This window comes from Nitrospirillum amazonense (assembly GCF_007828035.1).
Lineage (GTDB): Bacteria > Pseudomonadota > Alphaproteobacteria > Azospirillales > Azospirillaceae > Nitrospirillum > Nitrospirillum amazonense.
Window position 1 is genome coordinate 321,447 of record NZ_VITV01000001.1, and the last position, 17,498, is coordinate 338,944.

The 17,498-nt window shown below is 66.4% G+C and carries 19 protein-coding genes; 10 read left to right on the top strand and 9 right to left on the bottom strand.

Annotated features, from left to right (window positions below; translation table 11 throughout):
- The first annotated feature begins 230 nt into the window (after positions 1–230).
- A complete protein-coding gene (locus FBZ87_RS30185) occupies positions 231–1,991 on the top strand; it encodes an ATP-binding protein (protein ID WP_186454509.1) in 1,761 nt (586 codons plus the stop codon).
- Positions 1,991–4,237 (top strand): EAL domain-containing response regulator, encoded by a 2,247-nt coding sequence (locus tag FBZ87_RS01400; protein ID WP_145608557.1) that lies wholly within the window; start codon positions 1,991–1,993, stop codon positions 4,235–4,237. The genes FBZ87_RS30185 and FBZ87_RS01400 overlap by 1 nt, the downstream gene beginning before the upstream one ends.
- On the opposite strand, the gene FBZ87_RS01405 is transcribed toward FBZ87_RS01400, so the two are convergent.
- Positions 4,227–4,607, bottom strand: coding sequence for an MmcQ/YjbR family DNA-binding protein (locus FBZ87_RS01405; protein ID WP_145608559.1), 381 nt, complete (start codon positions 4,605–4,607; stop codon positions 4,227–4,229). The genes FBZ87_RS01400 and FBZ87_RS01405 overlap by 11 nt on opposite strands.
- A gap of 91 nt (positions 4,608–4,698) precedes the next feature.
- Between FBZ87_RS01405 and FBZ87_RS01410 the strand changes: the two genes are divergently transcribed.
- A complete protein-coding gene (locus tag FBZ87_RS01410; protein ID WP_145608561.1) occupies positions 4,699–5,241 on the top strand; it encodes a GNAT family N-acetyltransferase in 543 nt (180 codons plus the stop codon).
- Here FBZ87_RS01410 and pdxR read toward each other — a convergent pair.
- A complete protein-coding gene (pdxR, locus tag FBZ87_RS01415) occupies positions 5,238–6,662 on the bottom strand; it encodes a MocR-like pyridoxine biosynthesis transcription factor PdxR (RefSeq protein ID WP_145608563.1) in 1,425 nt (474 codons plus the stop codon). The two genes, FBZ87_RS01410 and pdxR, sit on opposite strands and share 4 nt — an antisense overlap.
- A 129-nt stretch (positions 6,663–6,791) precedes the next feature.
- On the opposite strand from pdxR, the gene FBZ87_RS01420 reads away from it, so the two are divergent.
- A complete protein-coding gene (locus FBZ87_RS01420; protein WP_145608565.1) occupies positions 6,792–7,430 on the top strand; it encodes an FMN-binding negative transcriptional regulator in 639 nt (212 codons plus the stop codon).
- 107 nt (positions 7,431–7,537) lie between these two features.
- Here FBZ87_RS01420 and FBZ87_RS01425 read toward each other — a convergent pair whose 3' ends face one another.
- Positions 7,538–8,452, bottom strand: a complete 915-nt coding sequence (locus FBZ87_RS01425) for a protein phosphatase CheZ (protein WP_145608567.1) — start codon at positions 8,450–8,452, stop codon at positions 7,538–7,540.
- Between the two features lie 389 nt (positions 8,453–8,841).
- Here FBZ87_RS01425 and FBZ87_RS01430 point away from each other — a divergent pair, with 389 nt between their 5' ends.
- Complete coding sequence (locus FBZ87_RS01430) at positions 8,842–9,126, top strand: hypothetical protein (protein WP_145608569.1); 285 nt, start codon at positions 8,842–8,844, stop codon at positions 9,124–9,126.
- A 13-nt stretch (positions 9,127–9,139) separates the two neighbouring features.
- Positions 9,140–10,093, top strand: a complete 954-nt coding sequence (locus FBZ87_RS01435) for a DUF1028 domain-containing protein (protein WP_211106809.1) — start codon at positions 9,140–9,142, stop codon at positions 10,091–10,093.
- Here FBZ87_RS01435 and FBZ87_RS01440 read toward each other — a convergent pair.
- Positions 10,068–10,874 (bottom strand): enoyl-CoA hydratase-related protein, encoded by an 807-nt coding sequence (locus FBZ87_RS01440; RefSeq protein ID WP_145608574.1) that lies wholly within the window; start codon positions 10,872–10,874, stop codon positions 10,068–10,070. The two genes, FBZ87_RS01435 and FBZ87_RS01440, sit on opposite strands and share 26 nt — an antisense overlap.
- A 67-nt stretch (positions 10,875–10,941) precedes the next feature.
- Positions 10,942–11,790, bottom strand: a complete 849-nt coding sequence (locus tag FBZ87_RS01445; protein ID WP_145608576.1) for a hypothetical protein — start codon at positions 11,788–11,790, stop codon at positions 10,942–10,944.
- A 480-nt stretch (positions 11,791–12,270) separates the two neighbouring features.
- Between FBZ87_RS01445 and FBZ87_RS01450 the strand changes: the two genes are divergently transcribed.
- From FBZ87_RS01450 to FBZ87_RS01465, 4 genes are all read left to right on the top strand, one after another.
- Positions 12,271–12,921: an RNA polymerase sigma factor gene (locus FBZ87_RS01450; protein WP_145608578.1), complete on the top strand. Its 651-nt coding sequence runs from the start codon at positions 12,271–12,273 to the stop codon at positions 12,919–12,921.
- On the top strand, positions 12,918–13,439 hold the full coding sequence (locus FBZ87_RS01455) for a hypothetical protein (protein WP_145608580.1): 522 nt from the start codon (positions 12,918–12,920) through the stop codon (positions 13,437–13,439). The genes FBZ87_RS01450 and FBZ87_RS01455 overlap by 4 nt, the downstream gene beginning before the upstream one ends.
- 50 nt (positions 13,440–13,489) lie before the next feature.
- The gene (locus FBZ87_RS01460) at positions 13,490–13,948 is read left to right on the top strand and encodes a periplasmic heavy metal sensor (protein ID WP_145608582.1); all 459 of its coding nucleotides are present in this window, start codon (positions 13,490–13,492) and stop codon (positions 13,946–13,948) included.
- A gap of 105 nt (positions 13,949–14,053) precedes the next feature.
- Entirely contained in the window at positions 14,054–15,244 is a 1,191-nt protein-coding gene (locus FBZ87_RS01465) for a beta/alpha barrel domain-containing protein (RefSeq protein WP_145608584.1), read from the top strand.
- A gap of 84 nt (positions 15,245–15,328) precedes the next feature.
- Here the strand turns inward: FBZ87_RS01465 and FBZ87_RS01470 are convergent, their stop codons facing one another.
- From FBZ87_RS01470 to FBZ87_RS01485, 4 genes are all read right to left on the bottom strand, one after another.
- Positions 15,329–15,748 carry a 3TM-type holin gene (locus FBZ87_RS01470; protein ID WP_145608586.1) on the bottom strand — a complete coding sequence of 140 codons (420 nt, stop codon included), beginning with the start codon at positions 15,746–15,748 and terminating at the stop codon, positions 15,329–15,331.
- Between the two features lie 23 nt (positions 15,749–15,771).
- Entirely contained in the window at positions 15,772–16,188 is a 417-nt protein-coding gene (locus FBZ87_RS01475) for a glycoside hydrolase family protein (protein ID WP_145608588.1), read from the bottom strand.
- A gap of 46 nt (positions 16,189–16,234) precedes the next feature.
- The gene (locus FBZ87_RS01480) at positions 16,235–16,630 is read right to left on the bottom strand and encodes a hypothetical protein (protein ID WP_145608589.1); all 396 of its coding nucleotides are present in this window, start codon (positions 16,628–16,630) and stop codon (positions 16,235–16,237) included.
- A gap of 67 nt (positions 16,631–16,697) precedes the next feature.
- Positions 16,698–17,492 carry a hypothetical protein gene (locus tag FBZ87_RS01485; RefSeq protein ID WP_145608591.1) on the bottom strand — a complete coding sequence of 265 codons (795 nt, stop codon included), beginning with the start codon at positions 17,490–17,492 and terminating at the stop codon, positions 16,698–16,700.
- Positions 17,493–17,498 lie beyond the last annotated feature (6 nt).

The following is a 17,498-nucleotide window of genomic DNA, read 5'->3' on the forward strand; positions in this document are numbered from 1 at the left end:
GCCGTCCTGTACCGGAGGATAGAGCCAGGCCCCTGTCCGCCGCCGATGGCAGACGTTAAGCTAAGGGGATAACGTGTCTTTTCCCGGCCGGGGCACCGCCTGGGCAGCGGTTGCCGCCCGGACATGCGAGGCCCAGATGCCGGGATCGGCCCGACGGCGGATCGCAAGCGGAAGCATGGCTCATGGCACAGTCCTCCGGCCCCCGGTCGCTTGAAATGGGAGCGGCGGAAATGGTCGCCACCACCCCGCTCCGGCCCCCGGCCGACTTGTCCAACCGGATCGCGCGCACCGCCGGCGGATTGACCTTGCGGCTGCGCCTTCTGCTGGCCTTTGGCCTGCTAACCTTGGGCATGGCGTTGGTGGGCGGGCTGGCCATGGAGCGGCTGGGCGCGCTCAACGACAAGGCGGCCGTGATCCGGGACAACTGGCTGCCCAGCACGGCCGTGAACGGGCAGATGATCTCGGCCATCAAGAGCCACCGCCTGGCGGAGGCGCGGCTGTTGTTCGCCCCCGAGGCCGACCTGGAGCGCAACCTGCAGGCGCTGGACCAACGCAGCCAGGATGTCGAGATCGCGCGCCGCGACTATCAGCAATATATCGTGATGAACACGGAGGATGAGCAGCGCCTACACGCCTTCGACCAGGCCTGGGCCGCTGGACAGCAGTACCAGATGCGTTTGCGCGACCTGGTGCGGGAGCATAACCGGGACCAGGCTATCGCCCTTTACAACGGGCCGCTGCGCGACGCCGATACCCAGGCGACCGACGCCATCCTGCGCGATCTGGCCTTCAACGTGAACCAGGGTCGGGCCACGGCCCGCGAAGGCAACACCATCTACGCCGCCACGCGCCTGCTGCTGTGGTCCGCCATCGGCCTGGCGGTGGTTGCGGGCACCGCCCTGGCCTGGCTGGCCATCCGTACCATCGCAGCCCCCATCCAGGCCATGACCCTGGCCACGGAGGCCTTCGCCCAGGGCCATTACGACCATCCCCTGCCCTGCACCGACCGGCGGGACGAGATCGCCGGCCTGGCGGCGGCCCTGGCCGTGCTGCGTGACAAAAGCGCGGAGCGCGACCGGTTGATCGCCGCCCGCACCAATGAGGCGCAGTCCCTGTCCGCCGCCAAGACGGAGGCGGAGACCAACCTGGCCACGCTGCGCCAGTTGCAGGACCAGTTGGTGGAATCGGAGAAGCTGGCCGCGCTGGGATCCCTGGTTGCCGGGGTGGCGCACGAGGTGAACTCCCCCCTGGGCGTGGCCGTCAGCGCCAGTAGCACCCTGGCGTTGGAGACCAAGCGCTTTCTGGCGGCCATCGAGGCCGGGCAGCTGCGGCAGAGCACGGTGGACCGCTTCGCCCGCGTGGCGCGTGACAGCACCGACCTGCTGGAGCGCAATCTGGACCGCGCGACCACCCTTGTGCAGCACTTTAAGCAGGTGGCGGTGGACCGCGCCAGTTCCCAGCGCCGCCGCTTCAACCTGGGCGAAATGGTTTCCGACACCCTGACCACACTGGGCCCCATGCTGCGGCGCGCCTCTTTCAGGGTGGAGACCACCATCCCGGACGGCATCGACCTGGACAGCTACCCCGGTCCGCTGGGCCAGGTGTTGACCAACCTGATCCAAAACGCGGAACTCCACGCCTTCGACACGGCACTGCCGGCGCGGGAACGCCAGACCACCGGACAGCTGCTGCGCATAGAGGCCAGCCGCAGCGCGCGGGATGTAACCCTGCGCGTGCAGGACAACGGCGCCGGGATGGGCGAGGATGTGCGGCGGCGCTTGTTCGAACCGTTTTTCACAACCAAGATGGGCCAGGGGGGATCGGGCCTGGGCATGCATATCGTCTACAACATCGTCACGGGCATCCTGGGCGGGGCCATCGCCGTGGCCTCCACGCCCGGTCAGGGGACGACCGTGACGCTGACGGTACCCCTGATGGCGCCACACACCGCCGACGACGCGCCGTCGTCCTCACCGGGAGAACCCGGCTGATGGCGAACCCGGCTGAAGCCCTGATCCATATCGAGGATGACCGGGGAACCGCCCGACAAAGCGGGCCGGGCTGGCGCATCCTGGTTGTCGACGATGACGAGCAGGTGCACCTGGCCACCCGCCTGGCCCTGGAGGGTATGGATTTTCGCGGCCGGCCGCTGACGCTGGACAGCTGCTATACTGCCTGGGAGGCGTTCGAGTATCTGGCCGGCACGCCCGACATCGCCGTCGTGTTGCTGGACGTGGTGATGGAGGATGAACGCGCCGGCCTGGATCTGGTGCGCCGTATCCGGGAGGAATTGCGCAACGACCAGGTGCGCATTGTGCTGCGCACGGGCCAGCCGGGCTATGCCCCCGAGCTGGAGGTCATCCGCCAATACGACATCAACGATTACAAGGCCAAGACCGAGCTGACGGTCACCCGCCTGGCCTCCAGCATCATCACCGCCCTCAGGTCTTATGAGCAGATCGTGGCCTTGGACCGGCACCGCCGGGGGCTGGAGCAGGTGATCAAGGCCTCCGCCGACCTATTCAGCGAGCGCAGCCTGAACGAGTTTAGCGCCGGCGTCCTGATCCAGCTGGCCGCCCAGATGGGCATGGAGCCTGAGGGCCTGTTGTGCGCCCAGGGCACGGTGGACGGCCCTGTCATCGTGGCCGCCGCCGGCCGTTTCGCCGGCCACATCCGCAAGCCCCTGTCCAGCCTGGGCAATATGGAGATCGAGGCCGCCTTGCTGGAGGCGTTCTCCCGCCGCGAAGGGTTCAAGAGCCGGGGTGGTGACATCCTGTACCTGCAATCGGGCAGCGCCCACCCGGCGGCCATCTACATGTCCACCCCCACGCCAGTGGACGAGCAGAAGCGCGACCTCGTGCGCCTGTTCACCATCAACGTGGCGCTGGGCTTTGAAACGGCGACCCTGTTCGAGCACCTGCGATCTGTCGCCTTCACCGACCCCCTGACCGCCCTGCCCAACCGGGCCGGCTTCATCGCGGCGTTGGACCGGGCGGCGTCCGGCCAGAACCTGGTGGTCATCCTGCTGGACCTGGACCAGTTCCACTTCATCAACGCGCGCCTGGGCTTTCAGGTGGCGGACGCTTTGCTGCGCGCCGTTGGGCACCGTCTGGTGGCCAATTTCCCCGAGGCTGTGGCCATCAGCCGCTTCGGCGGTGACCGCTTCGCCCTGGCCCTGCCGGCCCCGGCGCAGGCGGAACTGTCGCTGGCCCTGCTGGAAAGCCGGCTGGAGGTGGCGTTCGAGACCGGATTCGATGTCGCCGGCCGCCACGCCAGCCTGTCGGCCACCAGCGGCTGCACGTTCACCGTCACCGGCACGACCGGTGGCGATGACGGCCAGCCGGCCGGCGACCTGCTGGTGCAGCAGGCGTCGCTGGCCCTGAAGGATGCGAAGTTGCGCGCCCGTGGCCGGCTGATCGCCTTCAATCTGGAGCTGGAGCGGCGCAACCATGCCGGCCTGGCACTGCTGGCCGAATTCCGTGCCGCCCTGCGCAACCGCGAACTGGTGCTGCACTACCAGCCCAAGCTGGACCTGACAACCGGGCGGCCGGTAGGGGTGGAGGCGCTGGTGCGCTGGCAATCCCCCCGGCATGGCCTGCTGATGCCGGCCCAGTTCCTGGATCTGGCGGAGGCCAGCGGCCTGGTGCTGCCCATGGGGCTGCAGGTGTTGGAGATGGCCATACGCCAGCGCCGCGCCTGGCGGACGGAGGGATTGGACATCCCGGTTGCCGTCAACGTCTGTGCCTTGCAAGTGCAACAGGCGGATTTCCTGCAAGGCATCGACGGCGTGCTGATGGCGCAGGAGGCCACGGCCGAGGGCATCGAGATGGAGATCACCGAGTCCGTCTTCGTCGGCGATGACGCGCGCACGTTCGATCATATCCAGGGTTTGCGGGACCGTGGCTTCGGCGTGGCCCTGGACGATTTCGGCACCGGCTATTCATCGCTGAGCTACTTGAACCGCTTGCCGGCCACGACGGTGAAGATAGACCGGCGTTTCGTCCAAGACATGAACCGGGACGCCAAATCGGACATGCTGGTGCGCGCCATCATCCAGGTGGCGGCAGTCATTGACGCCAAGGTGGTGGCCGAGGGTGTGGAGACGGTGGACCAGGCGGAGCGGTTGCGCGCCCTGGGCGTGCCCGTGGCTCAAGGCTTCCTCTACAGCCCCGGCCTACCGGCCGACGAACTGGCCATCTGGTGGCTGAAGCAGGATGCGCCAGGGGTTAAGGACTAAGCCGTTTTCCTGCGCCAACTACCCTTTTTCGAGGCCGCGTCGGCCCCTGGGCCACCGCCAGACGCCAGGCAGCCGTCAAAGCGCCGGTCAGCATGGCCTCATCCGCTGCCGCTAAGGCCACGTGGGTGGCGCCACCCCACCCCCAGCCGCCGGGAACCGGCTGGAAGACGGCCGGAGCCGCTGCCACCCTCATCTCTTGCTCCTCCACCGCCAGCTTGACCATGCCGCGCCCGAGACCAGGGTCCCCCGCGTCTTGATCAAGCGTGGCGAAGATGCGGTTACCCACGCGAAAATCGGCATGGCCCATGTGCGCGCCTTCCTCCACCCCGGCCAGCGAGCGCGCGATGCGGCGGAAATCGTCTGGCGTCATGGCGGCAATTCCCCAAAGCGACGGGACAGGCGGTGATACCAGTGTATCATCAACAGCTTAAGGCATGGATCGAAGATGGGAGAGGGACACCGTGGCCTACACCTTGCGCAAGGCGACATTGGCGGACAAGCCGGCGTTGCAGGCCTTGATCCAAGCCTCTGCCCGGGGCCTGAGCGGGGACCACTACACGCCCGAGGTGGTGGAGGGCGCGCTTGCCGGCGCCTTCGGCGTGGACAGCGACCTGATCCATGACCAGACCTATTTCGTGGCGGAGGAGGCGGACGGCCTTTTCGTCGGCTGCGGCGGGTGGAGCCGGCGCATGACCCTGTTCGGCGGAGATGCCCGACCGGATCGTAGCCCGCAGATGCTGGACCCGGCCCGCGACCCCGCCCGCATCCGCGCCTTTTTTGTCCATCCCCAGCGCGCGCGCCAGGGCATTGGCCGCGCCCTGCTGGAGGCCTGCGAGGCGGAAGCGCGGGCGGCGGGCTTTCAGGCGCTGGAACTGATGGGAACCCTGCCCGGCGTCCCGCTCTACCGCGCCCTAGGCTTCCACCCCACGGGCGAGGTGCTCCACCCCCTGCCCAACGGGCAGACCATCGCGTTCGTGCCCATGCGCAAGGAGTTGGGGGCTTAACCCTGGCGGATCGCCGCCGACAAGATGCGCGCGGCGGGAGCCATCGCCGCCTCCGCCGTGCCAGCGAAGCCCAGAACGAAGCCACCGGCGGGTGCGGAACCGAGGTAATAGGAGGAAAGGGCCGCCGCCTTGACGCCCCGCGCCAGGACGGCCTCCGCGATGGCCGCGTCGTCGCCCGGCACCCGCAGCCGGGCCACCAGATGCAGGCCGGCCTCGGGATTGCCGTCAGCATCCAGCACATCGGCGGCATGCTCGGCCAGGGCCGCCATCAGGGCCTGGCGCCGGGCGCGATAGAGGGGGCGCATGCGCCGCACATGGGCGGCAAGGCGACCCTGGGTGATGAAGCGCGCCAAGGTCTGTTGCGTCAGACCCGGCGCCCCCCGGTCCTGCATCCACTTCGCATTGGCGAACCGGTCCGCCAGGGCCGGCGGCACGATGAGATAACCCAAGCGCAGGCCCGGGGCCAAAACCTTGCTGAAGGTCCCCAGGTAGAGGACCCGCCGGCCGCCGTCCAGGGTGTGCAGCGGCGTCAGCGGCCGGCCGCCATAGCGGTATTCCCCATCGTAATCGTCCTCCAGCACCCAAGCATCGGCCACCTCGGCCCAATCAAGCAGCGCCAGGCGGCGCCCCAGGCTGAGCGTCGCGCCCAAGGGATATTGATGGGTTGGGGCCACCAGGGCCAGGCGGGCGCCGGGCCGGGCGGCCAAGCCGGCGGCCACGTCCATGCCGTCGCCATCCACCGGCACCGGCACGATTTCCAGCCCCGCCGCCGCCAGGGCGCACCGGCCGGCGACATAGCCAGGCTCCTCGAACCAGACGGCGTCGCCAGGAGACAGCAGGGTGCGGGCCACGAGATCGATGCCCTGCTGGGCGCCGCTGACGATGATGACTTGACCGGGGGTGCATGCGATGCCGCGGGCCACGGCAACATAGTCGGCGATGGCGGCACGCAGCTCCACCGTGCCGCAGGGGTCGCCATAGGCCAGCAGGTGCGCCGGACGCCCGCGCTGGGCCGCCATCCCCGCCTTGGCCCAATCGGCCCAGGGGAACTGGTCCAGCGCGGGGATGCCGACGGCCAGGGGCATGGGGGGCGCCGTCAGCGCTGTGGGGTTGGCGGATACGGGGGCGCCGGGCACGGCGCGGGGTGCCGTCGTGGCCACGCCCTCGGCCACGTACATTCCGGCCCCGACACGGCCTAGCACATAACCCTCGGCCACCAATCGATCATACGCCTGGACGACGGTGATGCGGGCCAGCCCCTGGTCGCGCGCCAGTTCCCGGCTGGACGGCAGCCGCGTACCGGCAGGCAGGCGGCCGGACAGGGCGGCATCGCGGAAATAGGCGACGATCTGGTCCTGCAGCGATGTGGACGCCTGCCGGTCCAGCATCAGGCTATTCCAGAGGGGCGCGATGGCGGACATGGACGGCGCAATCCCTCATACCGGAACGGGCCTACTGGACTTATCAGAACGCGATAATTGGCGCTATGAGGCAATCCAGTTTCGCAGGAAGCTGCGCGCCATCATCCGCAGCATGGAAAGCCTGCCGCCATGTACCGCCCGATCCATTTCAAGGAAGACCGCTTACCCGTGCTGCACCAGGCCATGGCGGCCATTGGCTTGGCCAATCTGGTGACGGTGGGGGCGGACGGCGTACCCCAGGCCAGTCCCCTACCCCTGCTGCTGCGGGCGGATGAGGGACCTTACGGCACGCTCTATGGACACTTTGCCAGAGCCAATCCGCAATGGCGGGAGACGCCGGCGGGCAGCCCGGCGCTGGCCATCTTCATGGGACCCGACGCCTATATTAGCCCGTCCTGGTACGCCACCAAGGCGGAAACCGGCAAGGTGGTGCCCACCTGGAACTACGCCACCATCCATGCCCGGGGGCCGATCACCTTCTTCGAAGATGCAGACGCCCTGCTGAACCTGGTGGGCGGCCTGACCGATCGGCATGAGGAGGGCCGCGCGGCCCCCTGGAGGGTCGCTGACGCGCCCGACGATTTCATCCAGGCGCAACTGCGCGGCATCGTCGGCTTCCGCCTGATGCTCACAAGCGTGGAAGGCAAGTGGAAGATGAGCCAGAACCGCCCCGCCGCCGACCGCACCAGCACCGTGAGCGGACTGGCTCGGGATGGGGCCGCCAGCGTCGCCGCCCTGGTGCGGGCGGGTGGTGCATCGGTGCCCTGACTATTGGGGAAAATGCTCCACATGCCGGCGCACCCGGCGGCCTTCGCCCCCCTGCAGAAGGCCGTATCAACATATTCGCGCGCGAACCAAGGCGGGCCTACATGGCTTCAGTGCGCCGCCTCGAACAACGCGTCGATTTCCTGCTGGGTGCGCAGCGCATCGGCCGACAGGCCGGTGGTGCTGGGGATGACCATGTCCTTCACCGGCGCGGCTGGCTTCGCCGCCACCGGTTGCGCGGGCGAAACGGCACTGAACAGGGCATCGATGGTGGTCTGCGACGGCGCCTGTAGGGCGGGCCCATGCAGAAGATGGGCATCGGGCCGGGCGTCGTCATGCTTGTACGGCAGCAGCACCTCGCGCGGGGCATCCGCCGGCGGCATGGCGGGGGCGGTCGAGGCCTGCGGCAGGGTGCGCCAAAGGCCGGTGATCACGCCCACCCGTTCCTCGATATAGCTCAAGGTGTTCACCACCTTGGCGGTGCGCTGACCGCAGATGTCCTGGAAGGAGCAGGCCATCATCACGTCCATGCAGGCGTTCTCCAGCGCCGTCAGCAACTGACCGTCGACCATGCGGCCCGGGCGCAGACGACGCAGGGCGCCGGTCATGCGTTCCACCGTGGTCAGGATGCGATTGGTCGCCTCCTCCGTCGCGGTAACGATAGCGTCCAGCTCCGAGGTGGCGGCGCTGATGCGGTCGGCCTTGGGATCGCTGGGCTTGATGGCCGCGATTTCACGTTTCACCAGGCGGATGGTGTTGGCCATGGCCTCCACCTCTGCCTTGAGGAAGGCGATTTCAGGGTTGCCCAGTTGACCACCGGCCGGGGCCGGCGCAGGGTCATTGCGGGAGGCCGCGATCAATCGCTGGATGCTGGCGATGGTACGCCGAAGCTCATCGGTTTCCACCGACCGTGCGCGCCGCTGAACCTCATAGAAAAAGTCCCGGCCCTTGGCCGTGGCCAGCAGGGATTCCTCCATCTGCCTGTATTCGTCCAGCGTCAGGCCGGAACTCCGGGTCGTCTGCATGCCCATAACGCCCTCTCACAAATACGCCACGCGGCCGGCCTGCCCCGGCTTACGGTGCTCAAGCCTAACTTCCTCATGAGTATGAGTTTTCCGTCAATATAGGCTTCCTCCGTAGACGTATGTATTTCAGATGAGTTTTACCTTACGCAATGTGGGTAGTTCTCATCACATTTGTGATAAAAGCCGGCACGTCTGGCTCTGTACCTACCTCTAACTAAATAAAGAAACCCGTTCCCTTTTCACATAAGAACAACCATAGATGGTGCCGTGCCCACTCCGCCTACCCCCGTGACCGTGCCCATCCGGCAATGGTACGATTGCTCCATTACAGGATGCCCAACCCTGGAACGGGCCATTCCTAAGACACCCATTTCTAAGACAAGCGAAAGATGCGGACCTTGCGCCACATATTTCCCCATTGTGCGACGCGGCTGGTCGTCCTGTTGCTGGCCGGCGCAGTGATGGGGACCACCCATGGCGCGCTGGCGGCGGAAGCGGAGGCGGAAGCCAAATCGGTGGCGCTGGAGGCCAGTTGCAAGCCCAACAAAGTGGAGGCGGTGCAGCGCTTCGTCGGCAACAATCCCGACATCGTCTACAAGATCACCTGTCAGAACGGGAAGGACTTGGCGGTTTATGTCCGCTGCCAGGGCCGCACCTGCTTCCTGGTGCGCTGATGCCCATGCGGTGGTGGTTGGCCCCCTCGCCCTGGCCGGCCTGCTGGCCGCGACGGCACCGGCGGGTGCCACCTTCTCCATTATCGCCTGCGACCAAGACCGCTGCGGCGTGGCCGTCGCCACCAACAACCTGGCGGTGGGGGCCAGCGTGGACTACGCCCAGGCCGGCGTCGGCGCCGTCGTCACACAGTTCGAAACCAACCCGGCCATGGGTCCCAAGGCCCTGGCCCTGATGGCCGCCGGTCATACCCCAGCCGAGGCCCTCGCCACCCTGTTGCGGGAGGATGGTGACTTCGATGGCGAGGGAATGGAAGCGCGCCAAGTGGCCTTGGTCGACGCTCAAGGACGCACTGCCGTCTTTACCGGACGCGACGCTATGGCGTCCGCTTACGCTGGTGATAGGCGCGGGCCGGGCTATGCCGTGCAGGGCAACGGCCTGGCGGGCCCCGCCGTGCTGACGGCCATGGAGGATGCCTACAAGGCCGCGCGGGGTGGGTTGGAGGATAGACTGCTGGCGGCGCTGGAGGCTGGCCAAGCAGCGGGTGGGCAGAGTATCGGCAAGCTGTCCGCCGCCTTGGTGGCGCGCACGCCCGATGGCTTCCCCCTGGATTTGGACTATCGGGTGGACGCCAGCGCCCAGCCCTTGCCCGATCTGCGCGCCCTGGTGGAGCGCCACCATGCCTGGCAGGCGGTGATCCGCGCCGACAGGGCCGCCCGCAAGGGTGACACGGCCGCGGCGCGGGCGGCCCTCGCTGAAGCCGCTCAACTGGCCCATGGCTGGGATCGGGTGTGGCGTCGCGCCGCCCGGGTGGCACTGATGCTGGGCGATACCGTCGCCGTACGCGATTACTTGGCGCGCATGGCCGCGGCCAATCCGGTTTGGGGCCTGCAAGAGGCCGCCGATCCCGTATACCGGGGACTTGCCTCCCCGGTTGACGCGGCTAGCGCCCCCAACCCCGCCAGGTGAAGATGGGCCGGCGCTTGGCCAGGAAGGCCTGGCGCCCCTCTTCGAAATCCACGTTGCGGGCGGCCTCTTCCAGGAAAGTGGCGGCGCCGGCATCGGTGGTGGCTGTGGCGCCATCCTGGACGGCCTGAATGATGCGCTTGGCCGCCTGTATTGAGAATTGCGATAGGCCGCACAGGGTCGTTGCATACTCGCGCGCCGCGTTCGCCAGCGCGGCGTCTTCCACCACCCGGTCCACCAGGCCGATGGCCAGCGCCTCCTCCGCCCGGATCAGCCGGCCACTGAACAAAAGATCTTTGGCGCGGGCGGGCCCGACATGATCGACCAGGCGCCTCGTGTCCTCGAACGGGTAGACGAACCCCAGCTTGGCCGGGGTGATACCGAAGCGGGCGCCGGCCCCGGCAAAGCGCAGATCGCAATGCAACGCTAAGCCGCAGCCGCCCCCCACGCATAACCCCTGCACCATGGCGATGGTGGGCTTCGGGCAGCGCTCCAGCGCCAGGTTGGCGGATCTCACCGCGGCGTTGAAACGGGCAGTGCCCTCCGCCGTGGCGAACAGCTCGGCGAATTCGGTGATGTCGGCCCCGGCGGAGAACGCGGTACCACCGGCACCGGTCAGTATGACCACCCGTACATCGGCATCGATCCCCAGCCCGTGCATAAGGCCGGGCAGGGCCAGCCACATCTCCAGCGACAGCGCGTTGTGCTTGTCCGGGCGGTCCACCGTCAGGGTGGCCACGCCCTCCTGCACCGACAGGCTAAAGCCCGGAACCGCCTCATCCATCCCGTCCACCGGTGTTGCACCAACCGCCGTGGCATAGTGGCCGGGTTCGACCGCCCCCGGCAATGCCTTAGCCCCTTAAGGGACGGAAATAGCGCAAGACGGACTGCAACTCCGTACGCAGGCCGGAATCCTCACGCAACCGCGCCTGCAGTGCATTGTCGCGCTTGGCTAGATAGACCACGTGGTCCTTGGGTGGAAGGGAGCGGTAGGAGGGCTTGGCGGCCAGCGTGCCATCATCCTGCACCGTCGACAGAAAAAAAGAAGACCGCATGAATTTGGAAAACAGTTTGTTCGCCCCCTCCGCCGGCTCCCGCGAAATGATCGAGCATATATAGAATAGTCGAAAGTAATAGTAATTATTATAGATGCGCTGAACGACAAAGAATTGCTCACTTGGGGCAGAAACCTTTGAGATCAGCTGCTGATCTTTGAATCCTGCATAGAAGTAATTTGACGCCTCGCGAGCGAACAGTAGCGGCTTCTCCCGTTCCTGGCTGATGCGCTTGCGATAATCGATTAGCGCGCGCCCCACCAGGGTCTGGATCATACGCCGTTCCACATCCAGATCCGGCGGCAAGCCCATCAAGAATTCCATCGCGGGCAGCAACTGCACGGGGTGCGTGATGGCGACGCGCTTGGCCCGCCCCTTGCCCAGCAGAGAAGCCTGCAGCCACTCGATGGTGTCATGCGCCTGCCAACGCAGCCGGGTCATCATGGGGATGGTGGACAGGCCGCTGGCCTGCAGAAACAGACGTACCTGATCCCGCCAGGATTTCTGCGGCAGCGTGAAATATTCCACATCGGTCAGGCGAAGGGGCGAGGCGACGCTTTCCCCCGCCACCGGTTCCGGCCGGTGGTTGAGGCTGCGTCCGAAGATGACGCCCTTAGTCTTCCGTTCCCGCTCCGCCAAGCTCATGACAGCAGTCCGCCCGCCCGCACCGCACCTGTCCGCTCTCCGCCTCACCCGTCCGCGACGCTTCGCGCGGTAATCTTCATGTGCGGGAAAGGTATCATATTTGATCACATTGATTAACTAATAGCGCGCACCACTTTCGCGAGTAGGCATATAAAGTGACATTGACCGCCGCCTGTCCGTTCTGTCGCACCCCTAGATAGCGCAGGGTTGCGCGACAGCCTCACGTACCATAGCCAAGTTTGTGTCACAGGCGTAGGCGGCTTTTCAGGTGGCGCCGCCATTTGCCCTTCCCCCTACCGCCCGTAGATACACAACCTAACCAGGCAAAATCCGCAAGGGATGCCGTCGCCCATGTCCCCGTCCTTTCCTTCCCTCAGTTCAACTGTCACGGCCACGCCCTCGTCCGGCGGGGAGGGCTACGCCTATGGCCTCTCTGGCGCAAAGGCAGCGATTGGTCTAACTACGCGGGTGGGCGGCCTAATGGGGCTGCCCTTCACCCGGGACGGCAAAGGCGACCCTGTGCAGCGGAGCGATGGCCAAAACCTGGCCACCAGCAGTGATGAATACCTGGTCGGCCGGGTTGCCCAGGGCGACGCGCAAGCCTTTCGGGTGCTGACGGATCGGCATTTGGACCGGACGGTCACGCTGGCGCGCCGCGTCCTGGGTGGGGCGGCCGAGGCAGAGGACGTGGCGCAGGAAGCTTTCCTGCGCTTGTGGCAACATGCTGAGCGTTTCCGCCCGGCCGAGGCCCGCTTTTCCACGTGGTTTTACCGAATCACCGTAAACCTGTGCCTAGATCGCAGACGCCGGCCAGTGCACGACACGCTCGAAAACGTGCCTGAACCGGTGGATCCATCCCTTGACGCCGTCGCCCTGGTGGAACGCTCGGAACTCGGGCGGTTGGTGGCGCGGGCAGTTGATGATCTGCCCGAACGGCAACGGGCGGCCATTTCCTTGTGCTATGATGCGGGCCTGAGCAACGCGGAGGCCGCGGCCGCCATGGAAGTAAGCGTCGGCGCGCTTGAAACCCTGCTGGTTCGGGCCCGGCGCGCCTTGCGGGCGACGTTGGCGCCCCTGGCGCCATCCGATGCCCAAGACGGTCGACGCTCACGGACGGGAGGGCCGCGATGATGGACGGGATGATGACGATCGCGGAATTCGAGGATCTGGTGGATCTGCACGGCCCGGACCCAGAGTTGTGGCCGGTGGCGGACCGCCCCCGGGCAGCTGGTCTGCTAGCCCAATCGGATGCGGCGCGGGTCGTGCTGACCCAGGCTGGCTTGACCGAACAGGCGCTGACGGCTATGCCCCTTGACCGGGCCAGCGCCGAACTACGCCGCGCCATTTTGGCCATCCCCAACGCCGCGACCGGGGGGCGAGCCGCCACGCGCATCACTGACCGTAGGTTGCCTACCCCGCGAACGGGACTGCCCGGCCGAGCCCCAGCCTTCGCCGGCGGGAGCCGCGCGGTCTGGGCGGGCGGTATTCCCGCTGCCCTGGTATCTGGACTGGCGGCGGCCGTGGTCGGCATCGTATTGGGGGTACATGGCGTTTCTCCCCTGGCTCTGCCCTCCAATGACTCGCGAACCTCCGCGACGACCGAATACATGAAGGCTATGACTGAAATCGACACGGAGATTGGACAGTGACCGAGGGGCGTGCGCATTCCGACCCGGGCACTTCCCCTGGGAGCCCCACGTTGTCCAAGCTGGTGATCGTCCTGCTGGCCATTTCCGTCTCGATCAATCTGCTGGTCGCGGGCATGGTCGTGGGTCAGCGCCTGGATGGCGTCCGCCCGCCGGGCCGGGTGAATGTTGCCCGTGGTGACGCCAACCCCAATAACAACACCCGCCCAGGCCCCTATGACCTGTTCGTGAAGAACGCGCCGGAGCAAGTGCTGCCGTTCCTGAAGGATGCCATCACGGCTCACCAGGATCTGTCGCAGATCCAACTGCAACAACTGCGGGATGCCCGCCGCGAGGCGGTGCAGCAGTTGAAAGCGCAACCCTTCGACGCCGCGGCCGCCAATGCGGCCTTCGCCCGGGTGCGCGGCTTGATTGCAGAAATTCAGCAGAATGTGCACGAGACCGCACTGGGCGCTTATGCCCGCGCCTACGGCCAAACGCCACCTTCCGCCAACCCCGACAAGCCGCAGTAAGGGCGCGCGGTTCCACGTACACCTACAACGCGGCTTGCCCAAGCCCACGGGCCATCGTCTATGATCCTCCAGCGCATGTCCTGAGGACGACGGAAGGATGGCCACATGGCCGAGGATAATAAGCAAGTGATGGCGCCCAGCGCCGGCATCTCAACGCCCCCCGGAGAGACCGCTCAGGCCTGGCCTCCGGCAGACGTTGTCGGTCAATGGACCGACGTCTATTTCAAGCGCACCCGTACCATCGTGGAACGGCACGGCGACGTTCCCGTCACCTACGCCGTTTTCATGCGGCGGCCCGTGGTGTTCGCCCCCAGGCTAGCGCTGGACTGGCTTAAATCGGTGGCGGCGGCCCGGGGCTTCACGCCGGAAATCGAGGTCCGCTACCACGAGGGACAGTGGGTGGGTGCTGGCGAACCCATGATGTGGATCACGGGGCCCTTCTCACAGCTCGCGGAGCTGGAGACCTTATTCCTGATGAAGCTGGGGCCCGCTTGTGTGGCTGCTCATAACGCCTTCGTAATGAGCGCGGGCCTCCCCAAATCCGCCTTCCTGGCCATGGACGCCCGCCATTGCGCCGGTACTGAAATGGCCGACCTGATGGCCTATGCCGCCAGCGTCGGCTCCCAACGGGCCAAGCGCAAGGTCGGCGCCATTGGCTTCATCGGCAACGCCACAGATGCCACCGCCCACTATTTCGGCCAAACCCACGGCTTCGGCACCATGCCGCACGCTCTGATCGGCTACGCCGGCTCCACCGTCAAGGCGGCCGAGCTTTACCACGATACCTTCCCCGGCGAAGCGATGACCGTGCTGGTGGATTATTTCGGCCGTGAGGTCAGCGACACCCTCGCGGTATGCCGGCGCTTCCCTGAGCTGGCCGCCGCAGGCAGCCTGTCGGTACGCCTGGACACACCCGGCGGACGCTTCGTCGAGGGTTTGGATCCTCCGCAAAGCTATGCGGTGTTGGAGCGCCGCGCGCCGGACAGCATCCGGGGATACCGCGATGAAACCGAGCTGCGCTATCTGATTGGCGCCGGCGTTTCCGCCGCAGGTCTGCACTGGGTACGTGAGAACCTGGACCAAGCGGGTTTCACCAAGGTGCGCATCGTCGCCTCAAGCGGTTTCAGCCCCGCCAAGTGCCGGGTCATGGCCGATGCCCAGGCGCCCATCGACGTGGTGGGCACCGGCAGCTTCCTGCCCGAACATTGGGGGGAAACCTATGCCACGGCCGACATTGTCGCCTATGATGGCGTGGCCCGCGTGAAGATGGGACGCGAGTTCTTACTGAAACGCTAATTCCCAAAGCAGGAAAGCCCCAGGCGGCCTTTCCGCCATTCGGGAAAGGCCGCCTGGGGGCGTTCGCGACATGATGCGGGGACGTTACTTAACGCCTTTGACTTTTTCCAAGGTGCGCAGGCCGCCAAGGCCAAGCATACCGAGCAAAATTGTTGTCAACTGATCATCAAGCTTGGGGGGCTGGATCACGGCATGGCCAGCGACCAACCCGGCCACCCAGACGAGCAGCGGCATGGCGATGTACTGATAGGCCAGCGCGGTGCCACACACCCAACCGATGAAAGGACGCCACCCCGCAACGAAGACGCTGTTGTTGCCAGCTTCGGCACGATTGACGTCCAACTGGGCCAGATCCAATTGCTGGATCCGATCGGCGGCCTCTTTGTAAGCGGCGGCCTCGGCTTGTGCACGGGCGGCCGGGTCCGGAATGAAGTCCAGTAGCTTGGTCACAACCGGACCGATCACGCCTGTGGCCGGTGATAGGATGTCCTGTAAAATACCCATTGGCGAAACTCCCGTGACGTAACTCAGCCGGCCTTGAGCAGCGCCGCGATACGGTTGGCCCTGGCGCCGACTTGGCTGGCCCAACGAGAGGCGAGGGCGGATTCCGCCGCCGCGTCGAACCGACCTGCCTGGAGATGGCCCAGGGTGATGTGAAAAGTAAGTAAGGTTGGAACGCCCATGTTGAACGCCATATTGGCCAGGGCGCGCTGCCGCGCCTCGGAAAGGGTGCGCCACCAGGGTAAAGCGTGGTCTAGTTCCGCTATAACGCGGGCTATGTCGTTTGCCAGCAGGGCATCGACTTCACCGCCCGACAAGCCGACATCGCTCAGGTTGCGGCCGACACCAATAGTCAGCTTTCCAACGGTGTCAGTGTAAGGTTTGAGGCGAACACCTTCGTCACGGCGCAGGTCGGCAGCCAGCGCCATCGAATCCAAAGTCATCGATGTCATCCTATCGTTTGGATGTTTGAAAGGGCATAACCTCGCGTCAGACCACCCCTTGCGCAAATTGGTTGGCGGCCAAGCGGTGCAAGTCGTCGATGCGCTCGTGTGCGCGGGTCAGGTTCTGGCTTTGCCTGTCCAGCTTGGTGCCCAAGGCCTCAATCTGGGTGGCCAGCGCCGCCAGTTGGACAACGACAGCTTTCATTTCGCCCTGAGCCGCAGCGAAGGCCTGTCGTCCCTGCTTGTCATTGGCAATATCACGCTCCGCCCGTTCCAGACGGCTTGCCAAGACCGCTACCCGTTCCGCCAAGCCAACGTCCTCGTCATCTTCGGCCCGCCGGCGGCGGGAGCTACGATGCGCCAGGGCGGAAACGGCGATGGCCAATGTAGAGCCCAGGGTGGCGCTGATCGCCAGGGGGGTTTCTCCTGCCACGATGTCCATGTGTTCACCGATCCTTGTCAGAATAAAAACGCCAAAGGCAGGCAGACAGCGGATGGATAACCAATTCTCAAGCCCGGCGCTCACCCGCCAGGATGGCCTTCGCCCGCTCGGATGAGAGCAGCCCCGCCATCTGAAACACCTGGAGCGCGGCCGCGGTGGCCGGATTGTCGAGATCAACTGTATTGGCGCCCAGCGCCGCCTGCCGCGTGGCCCGCACCTCGGGATCGCTGCTGGTGGAGATAGCCAGCCACTCGGCCGGGGTCAGCAGATAGGCGATGGCGTCCCGGGGCGTCATGACCCGGGGCCAACGGACCAGCATCAGAGCGCGACAGGCGGTGGCTTCCTCCGCCGTAAGGGGCCGAACGTCGGACCAGGCGCCGGCAACCAGGTCAACCGTTTCGGTGGCGGGGTCGAAGGTGGGGAGCGGCGGCGGCACCAGCTCGAACGGCGCCTCGGCCAGCAAGCCGGTGGCGGGGTCCGTCTCCAGCGCATCGTCCCGCGTGCGGATCAGGTGCAGCAGCTCGGCCGGGGCGTTGGCCAGCAGCGCGCCGGCGGCAGCCCAGGCGGCATGGGCCGGGTTGGGCTGATCGCCGACGTGGGCGCCAGCGTCGTCGAACAACGGCACGGTGGCGTCCGGCTCCGGCCGGCTGGCCAGCAGAACCGCATCGTCATAGGCGTCAACTTGTGCTTGGAGGGCGCGGATGGCGCGGTTGATGGCCAGCTGGCCGGCGATGTCCGCCAGCGACGCGGTGGCGACGTCGGCCGGATGGTCGGCACAGCGCGGCCGGCCGTCCACCAGGCTCCAGCGGTAGACCAGGCTGTCGCCCTTGTAGGCGTCGATCATGTCGGTGGCACGGATCATCGTGGC

What these genes read in the sequence shown, in the direction of transcription:
- FBZ87_RS30185 (WP_186454509.1), top strand. Translation starts at nt 231, where the DNA reads ATGGTCGCCACCACCCCGCTCCGGCCCCCGGCCGACTTGTCCAACCGG.
- FBZ87_RS01400 (WP_145608557.1), top strand. Translation starts at nt 1,991, where the DNA reads ATGGCGAACCCGGCTGAAGCCCTGATCCATATCGAGGATGACCGGGGA.
- FBZ87_RS01405 (WP_145608559.1), bottom strand. Translation starts at nt 4,607, where the DNA reads ATGACGCCAGACGATTTCCGCCGCATCGCGCGCTCGCTGGCCGGGGTG.
- pdxR (WP_145608563.1), bottom strand. Translation starts at nt 6,662, where the DNA reads ATGTCCGCCATCGCGCCCCTCTGGAATAGCCTGATGCTGGACCGGCAG.
- FBZ87_RS01420 (WP_145608565.1), top strand. Translation starts at nt 6,792, where the DNA reads ATGTACCGCCCGATCCATTTCAAGGAAGACCGCTTACCCGTGCTGCAC.
- FBZ87_RS01425 (WP_145608567.1), bottom strand. Translation starts at nt 8,452, where the DNA reads ATGCAGACGACCCGGAGTTCCGGCCTGACGCTGGACGAATACAGGCAG.
- FBZ87_RS01430 (WP_145608569.1), top strand. Translation starts at nt 8,842, where the DNA reads ATGCGGACCTTGCGCCACATATTTCCCCATTGTGCGACGCGGCTGGTC.
- FBZ87_RS01440 (WP_145608574.1), bottom strand. Translation starts at nt 10,874, where the DNA reads ATGGATGAGGCGGTTCCGGGCTTTAGCCTGTCGGTGCAGGAGGGCGTG.
- FBZ87_RS01445 (WP_145608576.1), bottom strand. Translation starts at nt 11,790, where the DNA reads ATGAGCTTGGCGGAGCGGGAACGGAAGACTAAGGGCGTCATCTTCGGA.
- FBZ87_RS01450 (WP_145608578.1), top strand. Translation starts at nt 12,271, where the DNA reads ATGGGGCTGCCCTTCACCCGGGACGGCAAAGGCGACCCTGTGCAGCGG.
- FBZ87_RS01455 (WP_145608580.1), top strand. Translation starts at nt 12,918, where the DNA reads ATGATGGACGGGATGATGACGATCGCGGAATTCGAGGATCTGGTGGAT.
- FBZ87_RS01465 (WP_145608584.1), top strand. Translation starts at nt 14,054, where the DNA reads ATGGCCGAGGATAATAAGCAAGTGATGGCGCCCAGCGCCGGCATCTCA.
- FBZ87_RS01470 (WP_145608586.1), bottom strand. Translation starts at nt 15,748, where the DNA reads ATGGGTATTTTACAGGACATCCTATCACCGGCCACAGGCGTGATCGGT.
- FBZ87_RS01475 (WP_145608588.1), bottom strand. Translation starts at nt 16,188, where the DNA reads ATGACTTTGGATTCGATGGCGCTGGCTGCCGACCTGCGCCGTGACGAA.
- FBZ87_RS01480 (WP_145608589.1), bottom strand. Translation starts at nt 16,630, where the DNA reads ATGGACATCGTGGCAGGAGAAACCCCCCTGGCGATCAGCGCCACCCTG.
- FBZ87_RS01485 (WP_145608591.1), bottom strand. Translation starts at nt 17,492, where the DNA reads ATGATCCGTGCCACCGACATGATCGACGCCTACAAGGGCGACAGCCTG.